Genomic DNA, 25536 nt, shown 5'->3' with positions numbered 1-25536 from the left:
CGTCGCGGCGGCCGGACCGGGGGCTCAGCGCGCGGGTTCGGCGGCGGTCTCGGCCACCGGCTCGGACCTGCGCGCCCGGTACGCCATCCACGCGGCGACCAGCGCGCCCGACACGTTGTGCCACACGGAGAACACGGCGGCGGGCAGCGCGGCCAGCGGGCTGAAGTGCGCGGTCGCCAGCGAGGCGGCGAGCCCGGAGTTCTGCATGCCGACCTCGAAGGCCATGGCCCGGCTCGCCGGCCGGCCGAGCCCGGCCAGCTTGCCCGCGCCGTAGCCGAGCGCCAGCCCGAGCCCGTTGTGCAGCACGACGGCGACGAACACCAGCAGGGCCGCCGACTTGATCGCGGCGGAGCTGCCCGCCACCACGACCGCGACGATCACGGCGATCGTCAGCGCCGACAGCCAGGGCAGCGCCCCCAGCACCCGGTCGACGTACCGCCCGGCGAGCAGCCGGACCGCCAGCCCGGCGAGGACCGGCAGCAGCACGGTCTTCAGGATGTCGGTGACCATCGAGCCCGCGTCGACCGGCAGGAACTCGCCCGCCAGCAGCAACGTCAGCGGCGGGGTCACCAGCGGCGCCAGCACCGTCGAGACGGTGGCGACGGACACCGACAGCGCCACGTCGCCCCGCGCGAGATACGTCACCACGTTCGACGCGGTACCGCTCGGCGCACAGCCGACCAGGATCACGCCCGCCGCCAACTGGGGCGGCAGATCGAGGGCGGTGGCGATCAGCCAGCCGAGCCCCGGCATGATCACGTAGTGCGCGACCAGGCCGAGCCCGACCGCCCACGGCCGCTTGGCCACCCCTTCGAAGTCCTTCGGCGTCATGGTCAGCCCCATGGCGAACATGACGACGCCCAGCAGATACGGCACCGAGACCGACCAGCCCGCGAAGGTGCCCGGGGTCAGCAGTCCCAGGGCGCCCGCGGCGAGCACGAGGACGGGGAAGACGGTGACCGCGCGCCGCGCCGCCCGGTCGCCCGCGTCGGCGTCGGCGGTGACCGGCGCGCCGGGCGAGGCGGTGACGGCGGGGGCATCAGGGGCGTCGGAGGTGTCAGACGCGTCGGGGGCGTCAGGGGTGGCTTCGGTGGGGGAGTCAGGTTCGGATCGCACGGCGCGATGCAACGCCTCGGCGCCGCCCCGCGCAACACCGTCTCGCGATGTGAGCATCGATGACCACAGAGCGGGACGGCCGTGCCGGTGGTCAGGTGTACTGGCCGACGGGCTCCCAGGGCTGTGTCAGAGGGGCCGCGGTGTGGTGCCAGTGGCTGACGATGCCGTTCCAGTCGGTCTGCGTCGCCATGGAGCTGTCCCATGAGGGGGTGTGGGTCGAAATCTGCTGCCAGGTGATGTCGTCGTTGTTCCGCGGATACGGCACCGCGTGCCCCGAGGCCCCGCCGGAGACATGGCCGCCCAGCTCCGTCGGGGGGACTGCGTCCAGACGGCGGTGCCGGCCGGCCCGGTCCTCGTGGGGCGAGGGCTGGTTGAGCCGGCCCTCGGCGGAGAGCCGCTGGGCCCGGGCGACGAGATGGGCCAGTTCGAGGCCGAACTCCGAGGCCAGCGCGGTCAGGTCGAGCCCGGTGTGCCAGCCGCCCACCAGGACCGCGTCCAGCGCGGCCGACCAGGCGGAGTCCGCGACCGGCACGCCCGTGGCCGGAGCGTGCGCGGAGTGCGGGGTCTGTACGGGCGGCGGCGGGATGGTCTGCTCGGCGGCCGGGAAGTCCGTCTGCGCTCCCGGGCCGAACCCGGTGGCCGCGGACCCGGCCGTGGGGTCGACGGGTGCGGCGCCCGCCGTCTGGTGGTCGTCGGGTGCCACGGTGAGGAGATGCTTGGCGACCGTACGGGCGTCGTCCTTGCCGACGGTGCGCCGGGCGAGCCGTACCTCACGCTCGTTGAGTCCGAGGAGGTTGGCGACGGCGCAGTCGCTGCCGACGGTCACGGCGAAGGCGGCGAGCATCCGCGTCCGGCCCGCCTGCGCCTCGTCGAGAATGCCCTGGGCTTCCCGGACCTGGTCGTCACTGCCGCAGAATGCCGCCGCGAGCACGGAGTGACGCTCCCACAACTCTCTGGGTTCCATGACGTGATCAACGGCCGTTGAGATCTTATGGGTCGATTTGCCGCTATAGATCACTACATCGAGTGCTATTTCCTTCAACCACTTATCCCGGGCCGGTCCGGAGCCGAAAAGGCGCTCCCGGACCGGGCCGTGCGCGGCCGGGCTCTCAGCCGAAGGCCCCGCTGTACGCGTTCAGGGCGGGCTGGCCGCCGAGGTGGGCGTAGAGCACGGTCGAGTCCCTGCCGATCTCGCCCGTACGGACCAGATCCATGAGCCCGGCCATGGACTTGCCCTCGTACACCGGATCGATGATCATCCCCTCCAGGCGTCCGGTGAGCCGGATGGCCTCCAGCGTCGACTCGACGGGGACACCGTAGTAGTCGCCCGCCCACCCTTCGAGCACGCTGATCTCGTTGTCGCGCAGCTCGCGCCCGAGGCCGATCAGCTCCGCCGTACGGCGGGCGATCCGCTCCACCTGGTCCCGGGTCTCCTCGATCCTGGCGGACGCGTCGATCCCGATGACCCGCCGGGGCCGGCCCTGCCCGGCGAACCCCGCGATCATCCCGGCGTGCGTGGAGCCCGTGACGCTGCACACGACGATCGTGTCGAAGAAGACCCCGTGCTCGGCCTCCTGGCGCTCCACCTCGTACGCCCAGTTGGCGAACCCGAGGCCGCCGAGCCGGTGCTCCGAGGCGCCGGCCGGGATCGCGTACGGTGTGCCGCCCTCGGCGCGCACCTCGTCCAGCGCCTGCTGCCACGAGTCCTTGATGCCGATCCCGAAGCCCGCCGAGTCGAGCCGGACATCGGCGCCCATGATGCGGGAGAGCAGGATGTTGCCCACCTTGTCGTTCACGGAGTCGGGCCAGTCGACCCACTTCTCCTGTACGAGCCGGGCCTTCAGCCCCAGATGGGCGGCGACGGCGGCCACCTGGCGGGTGTGGTTCGACTGGTATCCGCCGATCGAGACCAGGGTGTCCGCGCCCTGCTCCAGTATGTCGGGGACGATGTACTCCAGCTTGCGGGTCTTGTTGCCGCCGTACGCGAGCCCGGAGTTGCAGTCCTCGCGCTTGGCCCAGACGGCCGCACCGCCCAGATGGCGGCTCAGCCGCTCCAGCCTGTGGATCGGGCTCGGGCCGAAGAGCAGCGGATAGCGTGCGAAGTCCTCGATCGCCACGGGGGTGTTCCTCTCGCTCGGACTGGGTGGTGCGGGACGTACGGGGCCGTGGTGCGGGGAGGGCGGCCGCTCAGCGGGCGAGGACCAGGCCGTGGCCGCCGGAGACGGCCGGGGCGGGGTCCGTCTCGGTGAGGGTCATCCAGGTCGTGTGCGCGACGGACGCCGCGGTGGCCGCGTCCCCCGCCGCGCAGGCGTCGATCATCCGGTCGTGCAGGGCGACGGAGCCGAGTCCGGCCGCGGAGGAGAAGCGCACCCGCTCGATACGGCGCAGCAGCGGTGTGTACTGGTCGAGCACGTCCGTGACGACGGTGTTGGCCGCGGCCGTCACACAGATACGGTGCAGGGCGTCGTCGGCCGCCAGCGCGCCCGTCACGTCGCCCCGCTCCAGCGCCGCCGCGAACGCCTCGTTCCCGGCCCGCATCGCCTCGATGTCCGCCGGGGCGAGCACCGGGACGGCGAGCCGTACGGCCAGTTCGTGCAGGGACGCCACCACCGGCTGCGCGTCGCGGACGGCCCCGGCGTCGAGCGCGCTCACCCGGGTCGACCTGCCGGGCCTGCTCACCACGAGGCCGCCGCGCTCCAGCCGCATCAGGGCCTCCCTGATCGGCGTACGGCTCACCCCGATCCACCGCTCCAGCTCGCTCTCCCGAAGCTGCTCGTCGGGGCGGAGCGTGCCGTCGACGATGGCGTCCCGCAGGGCGCTGAAGGCGCGGTCCCGCAGCAGGACCCGGGAGGTGAGCGAGGTATCGGGAATCGGCATGCAATATATTGCATGCGCCGACCGGGGGCGCTGTCAAGAGCGGGCCGCGGGCGGACGCGGTTCAGGACGGACGCGGGGCCGTGTCCTGCCGCCCGTCCACGGACGGGGCGGGGAGCCAGACCCCGGGAGCGAGAACGCCCGTCACATAGGCGTGCGCGACCAGCGCCGCCCGGTTGCCGACGCCCCAGCGCCGGGAGAGCCGGCCCAGGTGGCAGGTGACGCCGTCGACCGTCAGCCCGACCGTCCTCGCGATCTGCGCCGTCGTACCGCCGCCCGCCACGAGCGCGAGGATCCGTGCCCCGGCCGTACTGGCCCCGCCGCGGATGTCCGCCGCGCCGGCGGCCGGGGGAGCGGTGGCGCGCTCCCCCCGTACCCGCAGCGCCAGCAGCAGAAGAGCGGAAAGGCCCGGTTGCGCCAGGCGACCGCGTCGCCGTCCCACTCCATGGGGTTCTGTCCGTGCGTCACCGCGCCGGCCCTTCTCACCATCCGACGGCTGGGGCAACCCCGTACCGTGATCCGACACTACAGGAACGTGTAGGGGCGGGGCCGTCCAAGGCGGTTGCGCCGGGCCAGGGTTGAGGAGCCGCCGAAGGCTCTTCGGCACCGGCCGGGAGCCCGCCCCACGTCAGCGGAAGGTGATCCCGCACATGACCGAGACCGTGCTCCCGACGAGGACCGCAGCCCCCGACAGCTCCGGATCCGCCACGACGGCCGGAACCGGCGGCACCACGGGTACCGCCGGAACCACCGGAACACCGGACATGCTCGATGCCCCGGGGGCCACCGGGGACCCCGGTCCCGGTCCCGGCCCCGCCCCCGTTCCTGTCTCCGATGTCTCGGAGAGCTTCGCGGGCAGCCTCCCCGTCCATGCGCAGATGGACTTGGTACGCCGCCACGGCCCGCTCGTCGTGCAGCGCAGGTACGGGCGGGACCTCGTCATGGCGGCCGGGCTCGACATCGTCACGGAGCTGGCCGACGAGCGGCGGTTCGCCAAGTACGTGGGGCCCGCGCTGGAGAACGTCAGGGAGTTCGCCGCCGACGGACTGTTCACGGCGTACAACGACGAGCCCAACTGGGCCAAGGCGCACGACATCCTGATGCCCGCCTTCTCCCTCGGCTCGATGCGCACCTACCACCCGGTGATGCTGAAGGTCGCCCACCGGGTGACCGGCGCCTGGGACCGGCACGCCGCCGGGGGAACCCCGGTCGATGTCGCCGACGACATGACCCGGATGACCCTCGACACCATCGGACTGAGCGGGTTCGGCTTCGACTTCGGCTCGTTCGAGCGGGACGGTACGCACCCCTTCGTGGACGCCATGGTGCGCTGCCTCGACTGGTCCATGACCCGCCTCCTGCGCGCCCCCGGCACCGACCACAGCGAGGCGGACGCCGCGTTCCGCACCGACGCCGCCCATCTCGCCGCGATCGTCGACGAGGTCATCGCGGCGCGCACCGCCGCCGCGGACGGACCGGGCGGACCAGGCGGACCGGAAGGACCGGGTGGGCGGCAGGCCCGAGGCGCCCAGGAGGCACAGGACCTGCTGGGGCTGATGCTCACCGCGCCCCACCCCTCCGACGGCACCACCCTCTCCCTGGAGAACATCCGCAACCAGATCATCACCTTTCTGATCGCCGGTCATGAGACCACCTCGGGCGCGCTCTCCTTCGCCCTGTACTACCTGCTCAAAGACCCGACCGCGCTCCGTCTGGTCCAGCGCGAGGTGGACGAGCTGTGGGGGGACACCCCCGACCCCGAGCCCACGTACGAGGACGTCGGACGGCTCCGCTACACCCGCCAGGTCCTCAACGAGGCGTTGCGGCTGTGGCCCACGGCCCCCGGCTTCCAGCGCCAGGCGCGCGAGGACACCGTGCTCGCCGGACGGCTGCCGCTGCGCGCCGGGGAGGGCGTCCTCGTCGTCGTACCGATGCTGCACCGTGACCCCTCGGTGTGGGGCGACAACCCGGAGCTGTTCGACCCCGCACGCTTCACCCCGGAGGCCGAGGCGGCGCGCTCCCCGCACGCGTACAAGCCATTCGGCATCGGCGAACGGGCCTGCATCGGGCGGCAGTTCGCCCTGCACGAGGCCACGATGCTGCTCGGGATGCTGGTGCACCGCTATCGGCTGATCGACCAGGACGACTACCAGCTCACCCTGAAGCAGACACTGACCATCAAGCCCGACGGCTTCACCCTCACCCCCGTACGGCGCACCCCCGCCGACCGGGCGGCGGGCCGCGCGGCCCTGCCCGCCGGTTCCGCGAGCACAGCCGCCGGCGTGCCCGGCGCCGCCCCGGACGGCGGTCACGACCCGGCGCGGCAGGCCGGGCTCCCCGTACGGGTCCGGCAGGGTACCGGCGCGCTCCTGCTGCACGGCACCAACTACGGGACCTGCCAGGACTTCGCCGCGCGGCTCGCCACCGTCGCCGGCGACCTCGGCTGCGCCACCGACGTCGCACCGCTCGACGCGCACGCCGCGGCCCTCCCCACCGACCGGCCCGTCGTCATCGTCGCCGCCTCCTACAACGGACAGCCCACCGACGATGCCGCGGCCTTCCTCCGCTGGCTGGAGCGGGCGGAACCCGGCGCCGCCGACGGGGTCGCCTACGCCGTCCTCGGCGTCGGCGACCGCAACTGGGCCGCCACCTACCAGCGCGTCCCCACGCTCATCGACGAACGGCTCGCCGCGCTGGGCGCCACCCGGCTCCTGCCCCGCGCCGAGGCCGACGCCTCCGGCGATCTGACCGGGGCCGTGGACGCCTTCGCGGACGCGCTGAGCACCGTACTCCTGGAGCGTCACGGCGACCCCGACGCCACCGAGGACCCCGCGCGGGCCGCCGCCGACGCCCCCGCCTACACCGTCACCGAGGTCACCGGCGGCCCGCTCGACACACTGACCGCCCGCCACGGACTCGTCCCGATGACGGTCACGCGGACGGCTCCCCTCACGGACCCCGCCCACCCCCGCGTCAAGCGGTTCGTCCGGCTCGCCCTGCCCGACGGGGTCACCTACCGCACCGCGGACCACCTCACCGTGCTCCCCGCCAACGCTCCCGGCCAGGTCGCCCGCGCCGCCGCGCTGCTCCACGCCGACCCCGAGACCGTTCTGAACATCGTCGCCAACCGTCCTGTACGGGGCGGGATCGCCGTCGACCGGCCGGTGACCGTACGGGAACTCCTCACCCGCCACGTCGAACTCCAGGACCGCCCCACCGCCGCCCATCTGGCCACCCTGGCCGCGCTCAACCCGTGCCCGCCCGAGCGTGCGGCGCTGCGCGCGCTCGCGGACGACGAGGACGCGCGGGCCGCCGACCACCGCACCCTGCTCGACCTGATCGAGGACCATCCGGCCCTGCGCACGGCCCTCACCTGGCCCGTGCTGCTGGAGCTGCTGCCGCCGCTGCGGCCCCGCCACTACTCCCTCTCCTCCTCGCCGTCGACGAGCCCGCACCACGCCGACCTGATGGTCTCGCTCCTGGACGCGCCGGCCCGCTCGGGGCGCGGCGGCCATATCGGTGTCGGCTCCGGGTATCTCACCTCGCTGCGGCCGGGGGAGACCGTGCTCGCCCGGGTCCAGCCCTGCCGGGAGGCGTTCCGTCTCCCGCACGACGCGACGACCCCGCTCATCATGATCGCCGCCGGTACCGGTCTCGCCCCGTTCCGCGCCGCCATCGCCGAGCGGCGCGCTCTCGTGGAAGCGGGCGCCCGACCGGCCCCCGCGCTCTGCTACTTCGGCTGTGACAGCGCGGACGCCGACTATCTGCACGCCGACGAGCTGCGCGCGGCCGAGCGGGCCGGCGCGGTCAGCATGCGCCCCGCCTTCAGCCACACCCCGGTCGGCGGCCGGCGCTTCGTGCAGCACCGTCTCGCCGACGAGGCGGACGAGGTGTGGGCCCTGCTGGGCGAGGGCGCCCACGTCCGTGTCTGCGGCGACGGTGCCCGGATGGCGCCCGGAGTCCGGGACACCCTGCGGGAGTTGTACGTACGCCACACCCCCGGCGCGGACGGGGACGCCTCCCAGCGGTGGCTCCAGGAACTCACCGCCCAGGGCCGCTATGCCGAGGATGTCCACACCGGCTGACCCTTCCCGGACGACCGTCCCCCGACCGGCCGTCGGGGCGGGGGAGGCGTCAGTCGAGCAGGCTGCCCAGCCTGCCTTCGAGCAGCACCAGCAACTCGGCCAGCGAATCGGCGAGTTGCCGGTGGTTCTCGGCGTCGAGGCCCTCCAGCAGCGACGCGTCGTACGCCACCTGCTCGGGCAGCAACCGGTCGAGCAGATGGCGTCCCCCGTCCGTCAGCGAGAGATGGGTGACCCGGCGGTCCCGGTCGTCGAGGCGCCGGGCGATCAGGTCGCGGCTCTCCAACTGCCGTAGCCGCTTGGTGACGGCCGCGCCCGACGCGAACGTCTCACGGGCGATCCGGCCGGGGGTCAGCTCCCGGCCCGTTCTGCGCAGCGCCCCCAGGATGTCGAACTCCGCCCGGGTCAGCCCCTCCCGGCGCAGCGGGGCGTCGGCGGCCTGCTGGAGCAGCGCGGCGCAGCGGTTGAGACGTCCGATCACCGCCATCGGCGCGGTGTCCAGACCGGGCATCACCTGCTCCCACTGCCGCATCACTCCTGCGACGGCGTCCTCGGTGTTCTCGGCCACACCCACACTCCTTCGTTACGGTCGGGCCGATTCTGCCCCCGGGTCCGGGTGGTCAGGACACCGGGACCCGGGGCGCGGCGTGGCGGACCAGCCGGGCCAACGTACGGTGGCCCTCGCGTTCGGCCGCGGCGATCCGCTCGGCGGGCAGGGCGCGCTGCCACCACTCGCCCGAGGCGACCTCGAACGCCTCGCGCAGCTCGACGAGGGCGAGCGCGAGCCGGTCCCGGGCCCAGCCGGTCTCGCGGTCGGCGTCCCCGGCGTCCGGTCCTGGGCCGTCGTCCGCGCTCGCGCTTTGGCGTTCGCCTTCGCCTTGACCTTCGCCTTCGCCTTGGGCTTCGCTCTCGCCGAGACGGCGCAGCGCCGCGCTCCGCGCCGCCGTCACACGTGCCAGCGCCTCCTCGATCCGGTCGGTGGCCCGGCGGTTGGTGACCACCGCGCAGCAGACCAGCCCCACCGCGACACCGACGACCGTGTCGATCAGCCGGTCGGCGATCAGCGTCCCGGCCGGCAGACGGCCGCCGAACTCGGTGAGCAGCAGCGCCATCGGGGTCACACAGACCGAACCCAGCCAGTAGTTACGGGTGATGAGGGCTTCCGCGCCGATCTGGAGCGCCAGGGCGAGCAGCACCATGACGGGCGGACCGATCCGGATCAGCGGCAGCAGCGCGAAGAAGAGGACCAGCCCGAGGACGTTCCCGAGCACCCGCTGGAGGGCCCGCTGCCCGGAGAGCGTGCTGTTGGCCTGGTAGATGGAGGCCGCGGAGACCACCGCCCAGTACGGATGCCCGACCCCGGCGGCCAGGGAGGCCCACCCCGCCAGGGTGCAGCCGACGGCCACCCGGGCCCCGATCGGCAGCAGCGGGGAGCCGGGCCGCAGCCGCGCCAGGACGGCCCGTACCCCCGTGGCCCGGTCCGGCGCTGGACACCGCTCCAGTGCCGGAACAGTGTGTTCCGCTTCCGTCGCGATGCCGGTCAGCCGGCGGGCCTCGTCAGGGGTCGGGTCGATCTCCGGCAGGGCGCCCCCGCCCCGTACCGCCCGTGCCGCCGCGGCGCACCGCTCGGCCTCGTCGGCCGGAGTGTGCGGACGCCCCGTGCGGGGCGTGGCGAGCGCCGACTCCGCGTGGGCCAGCAGGCGGGCGAGCCGGGCGCGGGCGTCGTCGGTGCCGGGGGCGAGGAAGAGCGTGTGCCAGGCGGAGTTGACCGCTCCGGCCAACGCCTGGCGGGCCGTCAGCTCGGTGTCCGGGCGCCCCGTGCCCTGGCGTCCCGGTGACTCCGTCCCCTCCCGCCGGACCCGCCACAGCCCCGCCGCCGACTCCAGCGCCCGGGCCACCGCGACCCGTTCGGGGCCGTGCGGCCGCACCAGCCCCGGCGCCATGCAGACGAGCCAGGCCACCGCCCCGGCGGCCACCGCCAGGGCGAGATGGAGGGGCACGTCGACGAGCCGCTGCGGCACGAAGAACGCGGACGACGAGATGAACGTGAGGATCAGATTGCCCGGCGACCCCACCCGGGTCGCGTCGCAGAGCGTCTTGTGCGCGGCGGCGACCAGTGAGGCGCCCACCACCAGCAGGACGGGTGAGGCGGTCAGCGAGGCGGCCGTCAGCGCGATCCCCAGGCTCACGACCATGCCCAGCACCACCCACGCCAGGGTGCGGGCGCGGGCCGCGTACGGCAGCCCGTGCGCGTACAGGGCGCACATCGCCCCCGCCGACGTGTACAGGACGAGATCCAGCCGCCCCAGCGCCAGCAGGGTCAGATCGGGCACGGCGAGTGCCGCCGCCGCGCTGAGCGCGGGCTTGTGCCAGGTGTCGACGGGGCGCCGCAGCCGAACGGCGCTTCTGAGATGCTTGCCCATGGAAAAAGATTAACAGGTGTTTTACCTGTAAATGAATTTTTGACCTCCGGCCCCTGCTACACAAAAGCGTGAAAAGCGAGCAAACTAGGGTTGTTACGGCTCGATGCCGTACATCCCGGTCAGACTTGCACGAAATGAAGGAGGCGAGTCGTATGGCCGACGTCTCACATTCGAGGGGCGACCTGTCCAGTCACCCCGATGTTCCCGAGATGCGCGCGAGGTACGCCCGCATGCTCGGCGGGCGCGGTGCGGCGCTCCTGGACGGGCCGGTGTTCCTCGTCGGCCTGTTCTGCGCCCTGTCGCCCTGGATCATCCACTTCACCGCCAGCCAGCCGGCCCTCGCGACCCACAACCTGATCATGGGGATCGCGATCGTCGTGATGGCGCTCGGCCTGACCCTCGCCCCGGTGCGGATGGCCGGGCTGAGCTGGGCCATGTGTGCGATGGGCGTCTGGCTGATCATCGCTCCATGGATCGTCGGCAGCGGACCGGACGCGGGTGTGATCTGGACCAATGCCGTCATCGGCGCCCTCACGTTCCTGTGCGGACTGGCCTGCGCCGCCATGGCGATGCGAGCCGCCCGGAAGGTGTGACCCGCCCGAGCCGTACACCGGGCGCGGCCGGCCCGTCCCGAGCGGGCGGGCCGCGCTCCGTCCGGCACGGTTCCCGGCGCGCCCACCGGGTGGGATCATGGCGCGATGACGCTGATCGACCACGTGGACGCCCTGCTCGAATCCGCCGGCACGCCCCCCGTCGTCGCGGCCGGCGACCCGGTTCTGCGCCGCGCGGCGGCCCCGTACGACGGGCAGTTGGGGGACGAGCGGCTGGCGCGCCTGATCCGGCTGATGCGCGAGACGATGCACGCCGCCCCCGGGGTCGGGCTCGCGGCGCCCCAGATCGGCATCCCGCTGCGACTCGCGGTCGTCGAGGACCCGGCCCAGGCTCCGCAGGACGTCCTCGCGGCCAGAGGGCGGGTGCCGCAGCCCTTCCGGGTGCTGGTCAACCCGTCGTACGAACCCGTCGGCGTGGACCGGGCCGCCTTCTTCGAGGGGTGCCTCAGCGTCCCCGGCTGGCAGGCCGTGGTGGCCAGGCACCGGGCGGTCAGACTCCGCTGCCAGGACGAACACGGACGGGAGACCGACGAGGAGTTCTCGGGATGGCCGGCCCGGATCGTTCAGCACGAGACGGACCATCTCGACGGAACGCTCTACATCGACCTGGCCGAGACCCGCTCCCTCTCCGCCACCCACCACCTCACCGAGCGCTGGTCCCAGCCCACTCCGGCCCTCGCCGCCCAGGAACTGGGCTTCCCTCTCTCCTGACCGTCCTTGTGTCCCGCTGACGCGGACTCCCCCCGCCCGGCCTCTGGTACGGTGCGACCCATGGGTACGCATTCTCATCTCCGTGCAGTGGAGTCGCGCTTCGGCGACCCCCACGGTGTGTGCGCGCCCCGCGGCATCAGCTTTCTGCGCCGCCGAGGCCGGGTGGGTTCTCCCCCGGCGTTCTCCTGTCTCTGTCGCTGACCCCTGCCGTAGGCCCGTAGCTCCGTAGCTGCTGAGCCCCCCAGGCCAGGGGCCGCGTCGTCAGGCACCACCCCCTCTCCGCGTTTTCTGTCGCACCCGTTCCGCCGTTGCGCCGTTCCGCAGTTCCGTCATGCCGACCCGAGGAGCCCCGTGACCACCACCGTCGAACCCACCACCGTCGAGTCCGCCGCAGCCGAACCCACCGACTCCGTACCGGCCGCGCTGCGCGACCACCGCATCCCCGCCGACGGTCTCTACGAGGGCCACCGGGAACTGCGCCGCCTCCCGGAGGGGTGGCCGGAGCGGCCGTACGAACTCTTCGGGCTCGTCCCGCAGGCGCGCACCATCGGCGCCGAGATCCGCGGCCTCGACCTCTCCCGCCCGCTGCCGGCCGGCGTCCGCGCCGAACTCGACCGCGCCCTGCTGGAGTGGAAGGTGCTCTTCTTCCGCGGCCAGCACCTCACCTCCGAGGCGCAGCGCGACTTCGCCCTGAACTGGGGCGAGTTGGAGACCAATCCGCTGCTCGCCACGGCCGGTGCGCCGGATGTCGTCCGGTTCGACCGCTCCGCCGTCCCCACCTTCGAGAACGTCTGGCACACCGATGTGACCTTCCGGGAGCGGCCCGCGCTCGGCGCCGTCCTGCAACTGCGCGAGGTGCCGCCCTCCGGCGGCGACACGATGTGGGCCGACATGGCCGCCGCGTACGACAACCTCCCGCAGGACGTGAAGGACCGTATCGACGGCGCGCGTGCCGTCCACGACTACATACCGGGCTTCTCGCGCTTCTACTCCGTCGAGCGGCTGGCCCCCTTCCAGGACGAGTTCCCGCCGGTCGAGCACCCGGTGGTGCGCCGCCACCCCGACACGGGACGGCGGATGCTCTTCGTCAACGCGTCCTTCACCACCCGCATCGTGGGGCTGGAGCGGGCGGAGAGCGACCGGCTGCTGCGGCTGCTCTTCCAGCAGGCCCATGTGCCCGAGTTCCAGGTGCGGTTCCGCTGGGAGGCGGGCGACATCGCCTTCTGGGACAACCGCGCCACCCAGCACTACGCCGTCGGCGACTACGCCCCGCACCGCCGGGTCGCCGAACGCGTCGCCATCGCGGGGGACCGGCCCTTCTGACCGGCCCTCCCGATCGGCCCTCCTGACCTGGCCTTTCGGCCGGGCGTCCCGACCGGTCCTCCTGCCACCGCGCCACCCCGTTTCCCGGGGCCCGTCCGCCTTTCGGACGGGCCCCGGTGCGCTGTGCGGATACGCCGGGACCGCGCGAGATCCCTGTTCAGACCCTTGACAGTGCTGGTTCACGCACATCAGGATGCCCGGGTGAACCTGTCAGACAGCCAGACAGCCGGGGACCCGCCCAGAAGGATCAGCGCGATGGAAGCCGTGCTGAACCATCTGCGCAGCGCCATCGAGCGGAGCGAGTACGCGGTAGGGGAGAAGCTGCCCTCCGAGGCGGAGCTCTGCCGCCGTCTCGAAGTGAGCCGGCCCGTGCTCCGCGAGGCCCTGCGGGCACTCCAGACGATGGGGCTGACCGTCTCACGTACCGGAAGAGGCACTTTCGTCGTGTCCAACGGGCCGGTGGAGGACCCCACCTTCGGCGACTACTCGGCGAGCGATCTCCTGGAGGTACGCCGCCATGTGGAAATCCCCGTCGCCGGGTACGCGGCCACCCGCCGCACCGCCGAGGATCTCGACCACCTCACCCATCTGCTGGAGCGGATGGAGCACGAGACCGACACCACCGCGTGGGTGGCGATGGACACCCTCTTCCATCTCTCGGTCGCCCAAGCGGCCCAGAACCCGGTCTTCCGCCGGGTCATAGAGGAGATCCGTGACGCACTGGCCCGCCAGTCGGCGTTCCTCAACGAACTCGGCGGGCGGCGTGAACAGTCCAACCTGGAGCACCGGGCGATCGTCGAAGCCCTCGTCGAGCGGTCCGAGAACGACGCCGTCGACGCCATGACCCACCACCTCGCACGGGTCGAGTCGACCCTGACCACCATCGTGCGCTCCCCCCACCGTGCGACACCCCCCGAAGAAGGCGAAGACCAGGCGTGAGCGAGCAGTCAGTCCAGACGGAGCAGCAGACGGGGCAGCCGGGGGAACCACCGGTCCCCCCGAGCGCCCATGTCGACGCCGGCGACGCCGGATACAGCAAGACCCTGAAGTCCCGGCACATCAACATGATCGCCATCGGCGGGGCCATCGGCACCGGGCTCTTCCTCGGCGCCGGTGGCCGGCTCGCCGCCGCGGGCCCCTCCCTCGCCGTCGCCTACGCGGTCTGCGGTCTGTTCGCCTTCCTCGTGGTGCGCGCCCTCGGCGAGCTGGTCCTGCACCGGCCGTCCTCCGGGGCCTTCGTCAGCTACGCCCGTGAGTTCATGGGCGAGAAGGGCGCCTTCGTCGCGGGCTGGATGTACTTCCTGAACTGGGCGACCACCGGAATCGCCGACATCACGGCGGTGGCGACGTACACCCACTACTGGGGCATGTTCTCCGACATACCGCAGTGGGTGCTCGCCCTGATCGCCCTCGCGGTCGTGCTCACCGTGAACCTCATATCCGTGAAGATCTTCGGCGAACTGGAGTTCTGGTTCGCGATCATCAAGGTCGGCGCGCTCGTCCTCTTCATGCTCATCGGCATCTTCCTGCTGGTCACCCAGCACCCGGTCGACGGCCACACCCCCGGCCCCTCGCTGATCACCGACAACGGCGGTCTCTTCCCGGCCGGGATGCTCCCGATGCTGCTGGTCATCCAGGGTGTCGTCTTCGCGTACGCCTCGGTCGAGCTGGTCGGTGTCACGGCGGGCGAGACCAAGGAGCCGGAGAAGATCATGCCCAAGGCGATCAACTCCATCATGTGGCGCGTGGCCCTCTTCTACGTCGGCTCGGTCGTCCTGCTGACGATGCTGCTGCCCTGGAACAAGTACTCCGCCGGCGAGAGCCCCTTCGTCACCGTGCTCTCCAACATCGGCATCCCGGCGGCGGGCGATGTGATGAACCTCGTCGTCCTCACCGCCGCGATGTCCAGCCTCAACTCCGGCCTCTACTCCACCGGACGCATCCTGCGCTCCATGTCGATGTCGGGATCCGCGCCGAAGTTCACCGGGGTGATGAGCCGCAGCCAGGTGCCGTACGGCGGAATCCTGCTCACCTCCGGCATCTGTGTGCTCGGAGTCGGCCTCAACTACGTGGTGCCCAGCGAGGCCTTCGAGATCGTCCTGAACTTCGCGGCGCTCGGCATCCTCTCCACCTGGTCCATGATCATGATCTGCCACCTGCTCTTCTGGCGGAAGACCCGGGACGGGCTGCTCGCCCGCCCGAGCTATCAGCTCCCCGGCTCCCCGTGGACCGAGATCGTCACCCTGCTCTTCCTCGCCTCCGTACTGGTCCTCATGTACGCGGACGGCGGCGCGGGCCGGACGACCGTGCTGGCCCTGCCGCTGATCGCCGCGGCGCTGGTCGGCGGCTGGTACCTGGTACGGGGCCGGGTCGGGACCATCCGGGACGCGGCCGCCCGCGAGCACGCCGCCGCCACGGGTGCCTCCGGCTCCTCCCGCACCACCGACCGCGACCAGAACACCGAGAGCTGACCATGAACGACCTCACCACCCGGCGTCACACCCCGGGCGAGCCCCCCGCCGTCCGCGCACCGGGCCATGTCCCCCTCGCCCATGTCGTCCGGGGAGGCGTCGTCGAGGGCGTCCACCACGGCTCGGTCGTCGTCCTGGCGGCCGACGGCAGCGTGGAGTTCCTGGCCGGGGACATCGAGGCCGCGTTCTATCCGCGCTCCGCCCTCAAGCCGCTCCAGGCGGTCGCCCTGCTCCGTGCCGGGCTGCCGGTACCCGACGACGAGGCGCTGGCCCTCACCGCGGCCAGCCACTCCGGCGAGGAGATCCACCTCGCCGTCGCGCGGCGCATCCTCGACTCCGCCGGACTCACCGAGGACGACCTGGGCAACACCCCTGATCTGCCGTACGGGGCCGAGCAGCGCGACGCGTGGCTGCGCCGCGGCCTCGGCCCCAGCCGCCTCGCGCAGAACTGCTCGGGCAAGCACGCCTCCATGCTCAGCACCGCCCAGGCCCGGCAGTGGCCGCTGACCGGCTATCTCGACCCGGGCCACCCGCTCCAGAAGGAGATCGCCAGGACTGTCGAGGAGCTGACGGGACAGCGCATCGCCCGGGTGACGGTCGACGGCTGCGGCGCCCCGCTCTTCTCCGTCTCCCTGCACGGACTCACCCGGGCGATCGCCCGGCTCGCCACCGCTCCCCCGGACACCGACGAGGGCCGGGTCGCGCACGCCATGCGCGCCCACCCGGAGCTGGTCTCCGGCACCGGCCGGGACGTGGCCGCGCTGATGCGAGCCGTACCGGGGCTGCTCGCCAAGGACGGCTTCGAAGGCGTCCAGGTGGCGGCGCTCCCGGACGGCCGGGCCGTCGGCGTGAAGATCTCCGACGGCGCGGACCGCGCCCGGATGCCGGTGACCGCCGCGGCCCTCGCCCTGTGCGGGGTCGACCCCGGTCTCCTCGACGCGTTCGCCCGTACCCCCGTGACCGGCGGCGGCCAGGAGGTGGGGAGCCTGCGGGCGGCGGGCGCGCTGGCTCCCGCCGCCCCGTGACGAGCCCGCCTCCTCAGCGGCCCCGGGCCGCGCAGGCCATGTCCGGCCGACTCCCTCCCCCCTTCACGAAGGAACCCTGAGCCATGACTGCCGGCCACCGCTCCGAACACGATCTGCTCGGCGACCGCGACATTCCCGCCGACGCCTACTGGGGCGTGCACACCCTGCGCGCCTCGGAGAACTTCCCCATCACCGGGACGGCCATCTCCGCGTACCCGCATCTGATCGACGCGCTCGCCGCCGTGAAGGAGGCCGCGGCCCGCGCCAACGAGGACCTCGGGCTGCTCGCGGCGGAGAAGGCCGCGGCCATCGCCACCGCCTGCCGGGAGATACGGGAGGAGGGCAGGCTGCACGACCAGTTCGTCGTGGACGTCATCCAGGGCGGCGCCGGCACCTCCACCAACATGAACGCCAACGAGGTGATCGCCAACCGGGCGCTGGAACTCCTCGGCCACGCCAAGGGCGACTACGCCCGTCTGCACCCCAACGAGGACGTCAACCTCAGCCAGTCCACGAACGACGTCTACCCGACCGCCGTCAATGTGGCCACCATCATCGCCGTACACGAACTGCTCGACGCGATGACCGTGCTGCGCGAGGCGTTCGCCGCCAAGGCCGAGGAGTTCCACGACGTCCTCAAGATGGGGCGCACCCAGCTCCAGGACGCCGTGCCCATGACGCTGGGGCAGGAGTTCTCGGCGTACGCGGTGATGCTGGAGGAGGACCAGAGCCGGCTGGCCGAGGCCGTCCTGCTCATCCACGAGATCAACCTCGGCGCGACCGCCATCGGCACCGGCCTCAACGCGCCGGCCGGCTACGCGGAGGCCGCCCGCCGCCATCTCGCGGACCTCACCGGGCTGCCGCTGGTCACCGCCGCCAACCTCGTGGAGGCCACCCAGGACTGCGGCGCGTTCGTCCATCTCTCCGGTGTGCTCAAGCGCATCGCCGTGAAGCTCTCCAAGAGCTGCAACGATCTGCGGCTGCTCTCCTCAGGACCGCGCGCGGGCTTCGCGGAGATCAACCTGCCGCCGGTCCAGGCGGGCTCCAGCATCATGCCCGGCAAGGTCAACCCGGTGATCCCCGAGGTCGTCAACCAGGTCGCCTTCGAGGTGATCGGCAACGACGTCACCATCACCATGGCCGCCGAGGCGGGACAGCTCCAGCTCAACGCCTTCGAGCCGATCATCCTGCACTCCCTCTCGGAGAGCATCACCCATCTGCGGGCCGCCTGCCTCACCCTCGCCGAGCGCTGCGTCCGCGGCATCACCGCCAACGTCGAGACGCTGCGCGCCACCGTGGAGAACTCCATCGGGCTCGTCACCGCGCTCAACCCGCACATCGGCTACACCGCCGCGACCGAGATCGCCAAGGAGGCGCTGGCCACCGGCCGCGGCGTCGCCGAACTCGTCCTGGAACGCGGTCTGCTCCCGGCCGACCGGCTCGCCGCGCTGCTGCGCCCCGAGGTGATCGCGGGTACGGGGCCCCGCCCCGTCTCCTCATAGCGCGGGCGCACGTGTGCCCGGCGCATGTGTGCCCGGCACACATGCCGTGGGGCGCGCCGGTCCTTTCGTACTCCAGGGGTACGGGACCGGCGCGCCCGTACGGCGTGGGGCGCGCGCCCGGTTCAGACGGGGTGCACGCCCGGCCGGCCCGCCTCGGTGACGAAGGACATCCGGGTCGACACCGGGGCGCCGGGGGTGGTCACGTAGGGCAGGACCCGGAAGTCGGCGCGGCAGCTCTGCGGGGTGAGGGAGCAGCGGACGTAGCCGCGCTGGTAGTTGGTGAACTTGATGTGCTCGTTGGCGGCCAGCAGGTTCGCCCCCGACGGGTCGAGGTCCATGCCGTCCATCTTGGTCGAGACGGAGGTGCCGACGAACTCGACCCCGATGGTGGGGGAGTCCGGGTCATCGAAGTTCCGCTTGAGGTCGGCTGCGAGATGCCGGTGCATGTCACCGGTGAGGACGACCGGGTTGGATACGTTCCGGTCGTCGATCTCCTTGAAGAGCCGTTCGCGCGAGGCCACATAGCCGTCCCAGAAGTCCATCACGAAGGACTGGCCAGGGCCGGGATCGGTGTCCACCTGGTTCATCGCGATCTGCTGGGGGATCAGATTCCACTTCGCGTCGGAGCGCCCGAGTCCCTGGTAGAGCCAACGTTCCTGCTCGGCGCCGAGAATGGTGCGGTCCGGTTCGAGCCGCTCCTCGCAGCCGGTCTTGGTGCCGTCGCCGCACGGCTGGTCGTCGCGGTACAGCCGGGTGTCGAGGATGTGGAACGTCGCCATCCGCCCGTACCGGAGGCTGCGGTACATCCGGGCGTCGAAACCGCTCGGCTTCTGCGGCAGCCGCAGCGGAAGGTGCTCGTAGTACGCCTGGAACGCCCCCGCGGCGCGCTCGCGGAAGACCGCGGGGTCCACGTCCACGTGCTTGGAGTGGTCGCCCGCCCAGTTGTCCTCGACCTCGTGGTCGTCCCAGACGAGGGCGAAGGGATGGGCCTGGTGGGCGGCGATCAGATCGCTGTCGAAGCGGTGCAGCGCGTGACGGTTGCGGTACTGCGTCAGATCCATCGGCTCGGGGCGCAGCTCGGCGGCGACGGGGGTCTTGCGTACGCCGCCCATCGCGTCGATGGGGTTCTCGTAGATGTAGTCGCCCAGATGCAGGATCAGATCCACGTCCTCGTCGGCGAGATGCCGGTACGCGGTGTAGAACCCCTCGAACCACGCCTGACAGGAGACGAACGCGAAGTTCAGCGAGCGGGGGTCGCTGGTCGGCGAGGGCGCGGTGCGTGAGCGGCCCACGGGGCTGAGCACCCCGCCGGCGCGGAAGCGGTAGAAGTACTGCCGGCCCGGTTTGAGCCCGGTGACCTCGACATGGACGGAGTGGGCGAGTTCGGCCACCGCCCGGGTCCACCCCCGGCGTACGACCCGCCGGAAGCGCTCGTCCTCCGCGACCTCCCACTGGACCTTGACCGCGCGCGGGTCCATGCCGCCGGTGCCGTCGGGGGCGAGCGGGTGCGGCGCGAGCCGGGTCCACAGGACGAAGCCGTCCGGCCAGGGGTCGCCCGACGCGACCCCGAGGGTGAAGGGGTCCTCGTGGAGGCGGCGTTCGGCGGCGCCCGCCCGGCCCGCCGACAGATTGCCCGCGGCGACCGCCAGTGCGACCGTTCCGGTGGCGCCGAGCATCGCCCGTCTTCCGAAGCCTGAGGCTGTGCTGATCCCACTGTTCATAGGCATGAATCCTGGTCCGTTCGTCGTGCGCGATCCCCGCGTGACCCGAGGCGGAAATGACGCGTGATTTAACGTCCGGTCATGTTGTAATCACACGGTGAATATCACACGTATTCACCCGTCACAAGACCACCCGCCGCCAGGTCGACAACGCCTGTCGCAGGCGACTGTACGGCGGCGTCGTAGCGAAGTCCGGTCGCGCCATGGGGTGTCCAATCAGCACCTGTGTAACACCCTTGACACTCCTCGCGGGCGGCTCATAGTGTCCACGCCACAGAATTCACGTTAGATTTCACATGGAGACGTGTCGTCTTCACGCCGGGTGGGTGGCGAACGACGGCGTAGGAACGATGTGATGCGCCGTTAGCCCGGCGCGCAGGAAGGACGTGTCCGTGTCCGTTCCCTCCGCCGCGGGGCACCTGCGCCCCTACGGTCTGCGCTGCGACCACCGGGTCACCCCTCTGGGTATCGACGAGCCGGAGCCCCTGCTCTCCTGGCGGCTCGCCTCCGACCACCGGGGCGACGACCCCGTGGCCCACCGGGTACGGGTGGCACGGCGGCCCGGGGACCTCGCGGTGGGCGGCACGGGCGGCGCAGGCGGCGCGGACGGCGAACCCCTCTGGGACAGCGGGCCGCTGACGGACCCGCACACGATCGGCGTCCGCTACACGGGGCCCGCGCTGGAGCCCCGTACCCGCTACCACTGGCAGGTCACCGTCCAGCCGGCCGGCGCGGCGGAGCCCACCGAGGCCGCCTCCTGGTTCGAGACCGGCCTCGTCATGGCGCCCTCCGACACGCCGCCGGCCGGCCCGCCCGGCGAGGACGGCTGGCGCGCCGCCTGGATCACCCACGACCCCGACCCCATCGACGTGATGGACGCGCCGACCGAGGGCGAGGCGGCCCTCGACCACCACGGACTCGCCCCCTGCCCCGTCCTGCGGCGCGCCTTCTCCGCCGCCCCCACCCCCGTCACCCGCGCCCGGCTGTATGTGAGCGCGCGCGGGCTGTACGAGATCCGCCTCAACGGCACCCGGGTCGGCGACGCGGAACTCGCCCCCGGCTGGACCGACTACCACCATCGCGTCCAGTACCAGACGTACGACGTGACGGAGCTGGTCCAGGGCGGCGAGAACGTGCTCGCCGCGACCGTCGCCGACGGCTGGTGGAGCGGGTTCGTCGGCTTCGAACCCCGCAGGGCCGGCGCCCACTACGGGACCACTCCCCAGCTCCTGGCCGAACTGCATCTGGTCGACGCCACCGGCCGTACCACCAGAATCATCACCGACCACACCTGGCGCACCCGCACAGGAACGATTCGCCATGCCGACCTGCTCATGGGCGAATGCCACGATCTGCGCCACTCGGCCGACGGCTGGGACCTGCCCGGCTACGACGACCGCCACTGGTCGCCCGCGCGGGTCACCGACGCCGACCACCGGCTGCTCGTCGCCGCCCCCGACGAACCCGTACGCGCCACCGCCGAACTGCCTCCCCGTACGGTCACCCGGCTGCGCGACGGCGTTCATGTGGTCGACTTCGGCCAGAACCTCGCCGGGCGGGTACGGCTGCGCGTCGACGGACTCGCCCACGGCGCTCGGGTGACGCTGCGCCACGCCGAGGTGCTGGACAAGGACGGTCAGCTCTACACCGCCAACCTGCGCACCGCCGCCGCCACCGACCTGCTGATCGGCGACGGCCGCGCCCACACCGTCTTCGAGCCGCGCTTCACCTACCACGGCTTCCGCTACGCCGAGATCAGCGGCCTCGACGAGCTGGCCGCGCCGGACATCGTCGCCGTGGCCCTGCACAGCGACACCCCCTGGGCCGGCTCGTTCGACTGCTCCGACCCCGACATCCGCCGGCTCCACACCTGTGTCACCTGGGGCCAGCGCTCCAACTTCGTCAGCGTGCCCACCGACTGCCCCCAGCGCGACGAACGCCTCGGCTGGCTCGCCGACGCCCAGGTCTTCCTGCCCACGGCCGCCCTCAACGCCGATGTCGCCGCGTTCTTCACCAAGTGGCTGCGCGACGTGGACGACGCCCGTGCCCCCGACGGCGGCTTCACCAACGTGGCCCCGCGCCTCGTGGGCGTCGCCGACGAGGGCGCCCCCGGCTGGGCCGACGCGGGCGTCATCATCCCCTGGCACCTCTACCGCACCTACGACGACCCGCGCTTCCTCGCCCGCGCACTGCCCGGCATGTGCGCCTGGGTCGAACTGATCCGCCGTCACAACCCCGACCTGGTCTGGCGCCACCGCGTCGGACCGCACTTCTCCGACTGGCTCGCCCCCGGCACCCCCACCCCACGCGAGGTCGTCGCCACCGCCTACTTCGCGCACAGCGCCCACCTCACCGCACGCGCCGCCGACGTGCTCGGCCACCACGAACTCGCCCGCGACCACCACCGGCTGGCCGCAGCCGTACGGGCCGCCTTCACCGACCGCTTCGTCACGCGCCCGCCCGGCACCGGCGGCGGTACGGACAGCGGTACGGACAGGGGGACGGACGGGGGCGTGAACGGGGGTGCGAACGGTGGTGCGGACACCCTGCGGATCGCGGGCGACACCCAGACCGGCTACCTTCTCGCGCTCGCCTTCGGCCTGCTGCCCGAGGAGCACACCGGCGCCGCCGCCCGGCGCCTCGCCCACCTGGTCGAGGCCGCGGGCCCCGGACTCGTCACCGGCTTCCTCGGGGTCGCGCTCGCCGCGCCCGTCCTGGACGCGTACGGCCGCGCCGACCTCGCCCACGCCCTGCTGCGCCGTACCGAGGCGCCCTCCTGGCTCTTCCCGCTGCACCACGGCGCCACCACGATCTGGGAACGCTGGGACGGCTGGACCCCCGACGCCGGTTTCCGCGCCCCGGCGATGAACTCCTTCAACCACTACGCGCTCGGCTCGATCGGCGAATGGCTCTACCGGGGCGTCGCCGGACTCGACCAGAGCGCGGACTCCACCGGCTACCGGCGACTGACCGTACGCCCGGCCCCCGGCGACCTCACCCACGCGAGCGCCCGGTACGAATCGGTCCGCGGCACCGTCGCCGTCCGCTGGGAGCGGAGTGGCGACACCTTCGCGCTGCGCGTCCGGGTGCCCCCGGGCGCCACCGCCGAGGTCCACGTCCCCACCACCGACCCCGCGTCCGTCCGCGAGTCCGGTGAGGTGCCCGTGGACGGCGCGCACCTCACCCGTGCCGGGACCGCCCCCGGCCGCGCCGTCTACCGGGTGGCCTCCGGTGTCTACCGCTTCACCGCGGCCTACGTACCGGCGGGCACGCCGGGCTCACCGCAGAACAGCCCGCGCTCGTACGCCGCGCACGTCAGCACATCAGGTCCGGCGACGCCGTCGTACGCCGGCCCCCACGAGGAGGAGACGAAATGACCACGGGTTCCCGCACCCCGCCCCTCCCCGGCACGGTCGGTCGCCGAGGGTTTCTGCGGATGGGCGGCGGCGCCGCGGCGCTCGCCGCGCTCCCCACGGCTCTCACCGCGTGCGCGGGTTCAAGCGGTTCCGGCAACGGCAAGATACGTATCGTCGGCGTCGCCGACCAGCAGAAACCCATCGAGGAACTGCTCGCCGCCTACCGCAAGAGCCACGCCGGCACCGCCTTCGCCACCTCCTTCGCCCCCACCGACCAGGTCCAGACCGTCGTCCGCACCCAGCTCGCCGGCGGCAACGCACCCGACGTGCACGTCCTGTTCCCGGGCAGCGGCAGCGCCATGTCCATGGTCGAACTCGCCAGGGCGGGGCTGCTCGCCGACCTCTCGGCGCAGAAGTGGACCCAGGGCATACCCAAGAACTTCGACGCCGCCTACCGCTACGAGGGCAAGACCTACCTCTACTCGGCGGGCAGCAGCGTCATCGGCGCCGTCTACAACAAGAAGACGTTCGCCACGGCGGGTGTCCGGCCGCCCACCACCTGGAGCGAACTCCTCGACGTCTGCGCGACGCTGAAGGCGAAGGGCATCGTCCCGATCGCCCTGGGCGCCCAGACCCCCTGGGTCACCCAGCTCATCACCTACGCGCTCGTCCCCAACGCGGTCTACGCCGGGACCCCCGGCTTCGACGCCGACATGGCCGCCGGACGCACCACGTTCGCCGACTCCGGCTGGGCCGACGCCATGGGCAAGTACAAGGAGCTCCAGACCAAGGGCTTCTTCAACGACAACCCCAACGGCACCACCTTCGAGCAGCAGACCTCCCTCGTCGCGAGCGGCAAGGCGGCCATGGCCGTCCAGGTCTCCGCCGTGCTCTCCACCTTCCGCGACGCCACCAGGACCCCCGACGACCTCGGGATGTTCCCCTTCCCCGGCGGTGACGACGCGGCGCGGCTCTGGATACCCGCCGGCATCGTCGTCGGGCTCGGCGTCGCCGCCCACGCCAAGAACCCGGACAAGGCCAAGGCGTTCGTGGAGTTCCTCGGCCGCCAGGAGAACATCAACGCCTGGGCGACGGCCGTCTCCGCCATCCCTTTCCAGCGCGACGCGTCGACCGAGATCGACCCCGTGCTCGGGGAGTTCCTGCCGATCATCGACGCCGACCGCGCCGTCCCCTTCATGGACCAGGCCTGGCCCAACGCGGAGGTGCAGCCCGCCCACTTCGCCGCTGTACAGGACCTGCTCGCGGGCAAGACGGACGTCAAGGGCGCGCTGGGGCAGATGGACACGGCCTACGGCAAGAAATCGTGAACACCCTGCCCGAGCGGACCACGCCCGACTCGCGGCGGCCGTCCCCCGCGCGAGCCGACCCCCGCGAGCGCCCGGACCCGCGCGGCCCGGTGCGTAACGCCAGATGGCGGCGCGATGCCACCGTCCCGCCATGGGGCTTCGTCGTGCCCGCGCTCCTGGTGTACGCCGTCGTCGTCCTCTACCCGAGCCTCGCCGGCGTCGTCTACGCCTTCACCGACTGGTCCGGCATCGGCGGCTTCTCCTTCGTCGGTCTGGACAACTTCCGTACCCTGCTGGACGACCGGCGCGCCCTGGAATCCGTCAGCAACACCCTGCTGCTCACCGTCGCCGTGGTCGTCGTCCAGAACGCCGTCGGACTGCTGCTCGCGCTCGGTGTGCACGCCAACATCAGATCGCGCTCCCTGCTCCGCGTGATCTTCTTCGCGCCCGCCGTGGTCAGCCCCGTCATGGTCGCCTTCCTGTGGAAGTACGTCTACAACCCCGACGACGGCGCCGGACTCAACGGGATCCTCGGCGCCCTCGGCCTCGGCGGGCTGCGCCAGGACTGGCTCGGCGACCCCTCCCTCGCCCTGTGGTCCGTCGCCGCGATGGTCGTGTGGCAGTACGCGGGCTACTCGATGGTCATCTTTCTCGCGGGGCTCCAGGGCGTACCCGCCGAACTCCACGAGGCCGCGCGGATCGACGGCGCCGGTACCTGGCAGCGCTTCCGCTACGTCACCTGGCCGCTGCTCGCCCCGGCGCTCACCGTCAACCTGATGCTGTCGACCATCGGCGGCCTCAAACTCTTCGACCAGGTGTACGCGGCCACCAACGGCGGCCCCGGCACCTCCAGCGAGACCCTGTCGACCGTGCTCTACAAAGAGGCCTTCGTCTACGGCAAGTTCGGCTACAGCACCGCCGTCGCCCTGGTCCTCGCGCTGTTCGTCGCCGCCGTCTCCCTGGTCCAGCTCCGCTATCTGCGCGCCCGGGAGGTCACCGCGTGAGTTTCCTGAG

Annotated in this window: 19 protein-coding genes; 11 read left to right on the top strand and 8 right to left on the bottom strand. The window is 72.3% G+C overall.

Annotated features, from left to right (window positions below; all coding sequences use genetic code 11):
• Nucleotides 1-24 precede the first annotated feature (24 nt).
• The 5 genes from ACIQ7D_RS14055 to ACIQ7D_RS14035 all read right to left on the bottom strand — a co-directional run bounded on the left by ACIQ7D_RS14055 (nucleotide 25) and on the right by ACIQ7D_RS14035 (nucleotide 4432).
• Nucleotides 25-1116, bottom strand: coding sequence for a bile acid:sodium symporter family protein (locus ACIQ7D_RS14055; protein ID WP_403937166.1), 1092 nt, complete (start codon nucleotides 1114-1116; stop codon nucleotides 25-27).
• Nucleotides 1117-1207: 91 nt separating this feature from the next.
• Nucleotides 1208-2080 (bottom strand): hypothetical protein, encoded by an 873-nt coding sequence (locus tag ACIQ7D_RS14050; protein WP_403937164.1) that lies wholly within the window; start codon nucleotides 2078-2080, stop codon nucleotides 1208-1210.
• Between the two features lie 145 nt (nucleotides 2081-2225).
• Nucleotides 2226-3233, bottom strand: a complete 1008-nt coding sequence (locus ACIQ7D_RS14045; RefSeq protein WP_403937162.1) for a 1-aminocyclopropane-1-carboxylate deaminase — start codon at nucleotides 3231-3233, stop codon at nucleotides 2226-2228.
• A gap of 70 nt (nucleotides 3234-3303) precedes the next feature.
• Complete coding sequence (locus ACIQ7D_RS14040) at nucleotides 3304-3993, bottom strand: GntR family transcriptional regulator (protein ID WP_403937160.1); 690 nt, start codon at nucleotides 3991-3993, stop codon at nucleotides 3304-3306.
• A gap of 61 nt (nucleotides 3994-4054) precedes the next feature.
• Nucleotides 4055-4432, bottom strand: a complete 378-nt coding sequence (locus ACIQ7D_RS14035; RefSeq protein WP_403937159.1) for a LuxR C-terminal-related transcriptional regulator — start codon at nucleotides 4430-4432, stop codon at nucleotides 4055-4057.
• A gap of 322 nt (nucleotides 4433-4754) precedes the next feature.
• Between ACIQ7D_RS14035 and ACIQ7D_RS14030 the strand changes: the two genes are divergently transcribed.
• Nucleotides 4755-8075 (top strand): cytochrome P450, encoded by a 3321-nt coding sequence (locus ACIQ7D_RS14030; RefSeq protein WP_403937476.1) that lies wholly within the window; start codon nucleotides 4755-4757, stop codon nucleotides 8073-8075.
• 49 nt (nucleotides 8076-8124) lie between these two features.
• Here the strand turns inward: ACIQ7D_RS14030 and ACIQ7D_RS14025 are convergent, their stop codons facing one another.
• Together ACIQ7D_RS14025 and ACIQ7D_RS14020 are read right to left on the bottom strand one after the other, a co-directional pair.
• Entirely contained in the window at nucleotides 8125-8604 is a 480-nt protein-coding gene (locus ACIQ7D_RS14025) for a MarR family winged helix-turn-helix transcriptional regulator (protein ID WP_403937474.1), read from the bottom strand.
• A gap of 88 nt (nucleotides 8605-8692) precedes the next feature.
• A complete protein-coding gene (locus tag ACIQ7D_RS14020) occupies nucleotides 8693-10495 on the bottom strand; it encodes an FUSC family protein (RefSeq protein WP_403937157.1) in 1803 nt (600 codons plus the stop codon).
• Nucleotides 10496-10647: 152 nt separating this feature from the next.
• Between ACIQ7D_RS14020 and ACIQ7D_RS14015 the strand changes: the two genes are divergently transcribed.
• From ACIQ7D_RS14015 to aspA, 7 genes are all read left to right on the top strand, one after another.
• A complete protein-coding gene (locus tag ACIQ7D_RS14015) occupies nucleotides 10648-11088 on the top strand; it encodes an SPW repeat protein (RefSeq protein WP_403937155.1) in 441 nt (146 codons plus the stop codon).
• Between the two features lie 105 nt (nucleotides 11089-11193).
• Nucleotides 11194-11817 (top strand): peptide deformylase, encoded by a 624-nt coding sequence (def, locus tag ACIQ7D_RS14010; protein WP_403937153.1) that lies wholly within the window; start codon nucleotides 11194-11196, stop codon nucleotides 11815-11817.
• 423 nt (nucleotides 11818-12240) lie between these two features.
• Nucleotides 12241-13140, top strand: a complete 900-nt coding sequence (locus ACIQ7D_RS14005; protein WP_403937472.1) for a TauD/TfdA dioxygenase family protein — start codon at nucleotides 12241-12243, stop codon at nucleotides 13138-13140.
• A gap of 201 nt (nucleotides 13141-13341) precedes the next feature.
• Nucleotides 13342-14079: a FadR/GntR family transcriptional regulator gene (locus ACIQ7D_RS14000; protein WP_403937151.1), complete on the top strand. Its 738-nt coding sequence runs from the start codon at nucleotides 13342-13344 to the stop codon at nucleotides 14077-14079.
• A complete protein-coding gene (locus ACIQ7D_RS13995; protein WP_403937149.1) occupies nucleotides 14076-15611 on the top strand; it encodes an amino acid permease in 1536 nt (511 codons plus the stop codon). Before ACIQ7D_RS14000 ends, ACIQ7D_RS13995 begins: the two co-directional genes overlap by 4 nt.
• A gap of 2 nt (nucleotides 15612-15613) precedes the next feature.
• Nucleotides 15614-16636, top strand: a complete 1023-nt coding sequence (locus ACIQ7D_RS13990) for an asparaginase (RefSeq protein WP_403937147.1) — start codon at nucleotides 15614-15616, stop codon at nucleotides 16634-16636.
• An 83-nt stretch (nucleotides 16637-16719) separates the two neighbouring features.
• On the top strand, nucleotides 16720-18138 hold the full coding sequence (aspA, locus tag ACIQ7D_RS13985) for an aspartate ammonia-lyase (protein ID WP_403937145.1): 1419 nt from the start codon (nucleotides 16720-16722) through the stop codon (nucleotides 18136-18138).
• Between the two features lie 122 nt (nucleotides 18139-18260).
• Here aspA and ACIQ7D_RS13980 read toward each other — a convergent pair whose 3' ends face one another.
• A complete protein-coding gene (locus tag ACIQ7D_RS13980; protein ID WP_403937144.1) occupies nucleotides 18261-19865 on the bottom strand; it encodes an alkaline phosphatase D family protein in 1605 nt (534 codons plus the stop codon).
• Nucleotides 19866-20251: 386 nt separating this feature from the next.
• On the opposite strand from ACIQ7D_RS13980, the gene ACIQ7D_RS13975 reads away from it, so the two are divergent.
• From ACIQ7D_RS13975 to ACIQ7D_RS13965, 3 genes are read left to right on the top strand one after another with little or no spacing between them, the layout of a single operon-like run.
• Nucleotides 20252-23236, top strand: a complete 2985-nt coding sequence (locus ACIQ7D_RS13975; RefSeq protein WP_403937142.1) for a family 78 glycoside hydrolase catalytic domain — start codon at nucleotides 20252-20254, stop codon at nucleotides 23234-23236.
• Nucleotides 23233-24543 (top strand): extracellular solute-binding protein, encoded by a 1311-nt coding sequence (locus ACIQ7D_RS13970; RefSeq protein WP_403937140.1) that lies wholly within the window; start codon nucleotides 23233-23235, stop codon nucleotides 24541-24543. Before ACIQ7D_RS13975 ends, ACIQ7D_RS13970 begins: the two co-directional genes overlap by 4 nt.
• Nucleotides 24540-25526 (top strand): carbohydrate ABC transporter permease, encoded by a 987-nt coding sequence (locus ACIQ7D_RS13965; protein WP_403937138.1) that lies wholly within the window; start codon nucleotides 24540-24542, stop codon nucleotides 25524-25526. Before ACIQ7D_RS13970 ends, ACIQ7D_RS13965 begins: the two co-directional genes overlap by 4 nt.
• The last annotated feature ends 10 nt before the right edge of the window (nucleotides 25527-25536 follow it).

The organism is Streptomyces sp. NPDC096310, assembly GCF_044763125.1.
In the GTDB taxonomy this organism is placed as follows: Bacteria; Actinomycetota; Actinomycetes; order Streptomycetales; family Streptomycetaceae; genus Streptomyces.
Note: the sequence above shows the minus strand (reverse complement) of the source record. Positions and strands in the feature narration are given on the sequence as shown.

What these genes read in the sequence shown, in the direction of transcription:
- ACIQ7D_RS14030 (WP_403937476.1), top strand. Translation starts at nt 4,755, where the DNA reads ATGCTCGATGCCCCGGGGGCCACCGGGGACCCCGGTCCCGGTCCCGGC.
- aspA (WP_403937145.1), top strand. Translation starts at nt 16,720, where the DNA reads ATGACTGCCGGCCACCGCTCCGAACACGATCTGCTCGGCGACCGCGAC.
- def (WP_403937153.1), top strand. Translation starts at nt 11,194, where the DNA reads ATGACGCTGATCGACCACGTGGACGCCCTGCTCGAATCCGCCGGCACG.
- ACIQ7D_RS14020 (WP_403937157.1), bottom strand. Translation starts at nt 10,495, where the DNA reads ATGGGCAAGCATCTCAGAAGCGCCGTTCGGCTGCGGCGCCCCGTCGAC.
- ACIQ7D_RS14040 (WP_403937160.1), bottom strand. Translation starts at nt 3,993, where the DNA reads ATGCCGATTCCCGATACCTCGCTCACCTCCCGGGTCCTGCTGCGGGAC.
- ACIQ7D_RS13980 (WP_403937144.1), bottom strand. Translation starts at nt 19,865, where the DNA reads ATGCCTATGAACAGTGGGATCAGCACAGCCTCAGGCTTCGGAAGACGG.
- ACIQ7D_RS13970 (WP_403937140.1), top strand. Translation starts at nt 23,233, where the DNA reads ATGACCACGGGTTCCCGCACCCCGCCCCTCCCCGGCACGGTCGGTCGC.
- ACIQ7D_RS14015 (WP_403937155.1), top strand. Translation starts at nt 10,648, where the DNA reads ATGGCCGACGTCTCACATTCGAGGGGCGACCTGTCCAGTCACCCCGAT.
- ACIQ7D_RS13990 (WP_403937147.1), top strand. Translation starts at nt 15,614, where the DNA reads ATGAACGACCTCACCACCCGGCGTCACACCCCGGGCGAGCCCCCCGCC.
- ACIQ7D_RS14050 (WP_403937164.1), bottom strand. Translation starts at nt 2,080, where the DNA reads ATGGAACCCAGAGAGTTGTGGGAGCGTCACTCCGTGCTCGCGGCGGCA.
- ACIQ7D_RS14025 (WP_403937474.1), bottom strand. Translation starts at nt 8,604, where the DNA reads ATGCGGCAGTGGGAGCAGGTGATGCCCGGTCTGGACACCGCGCCGATG.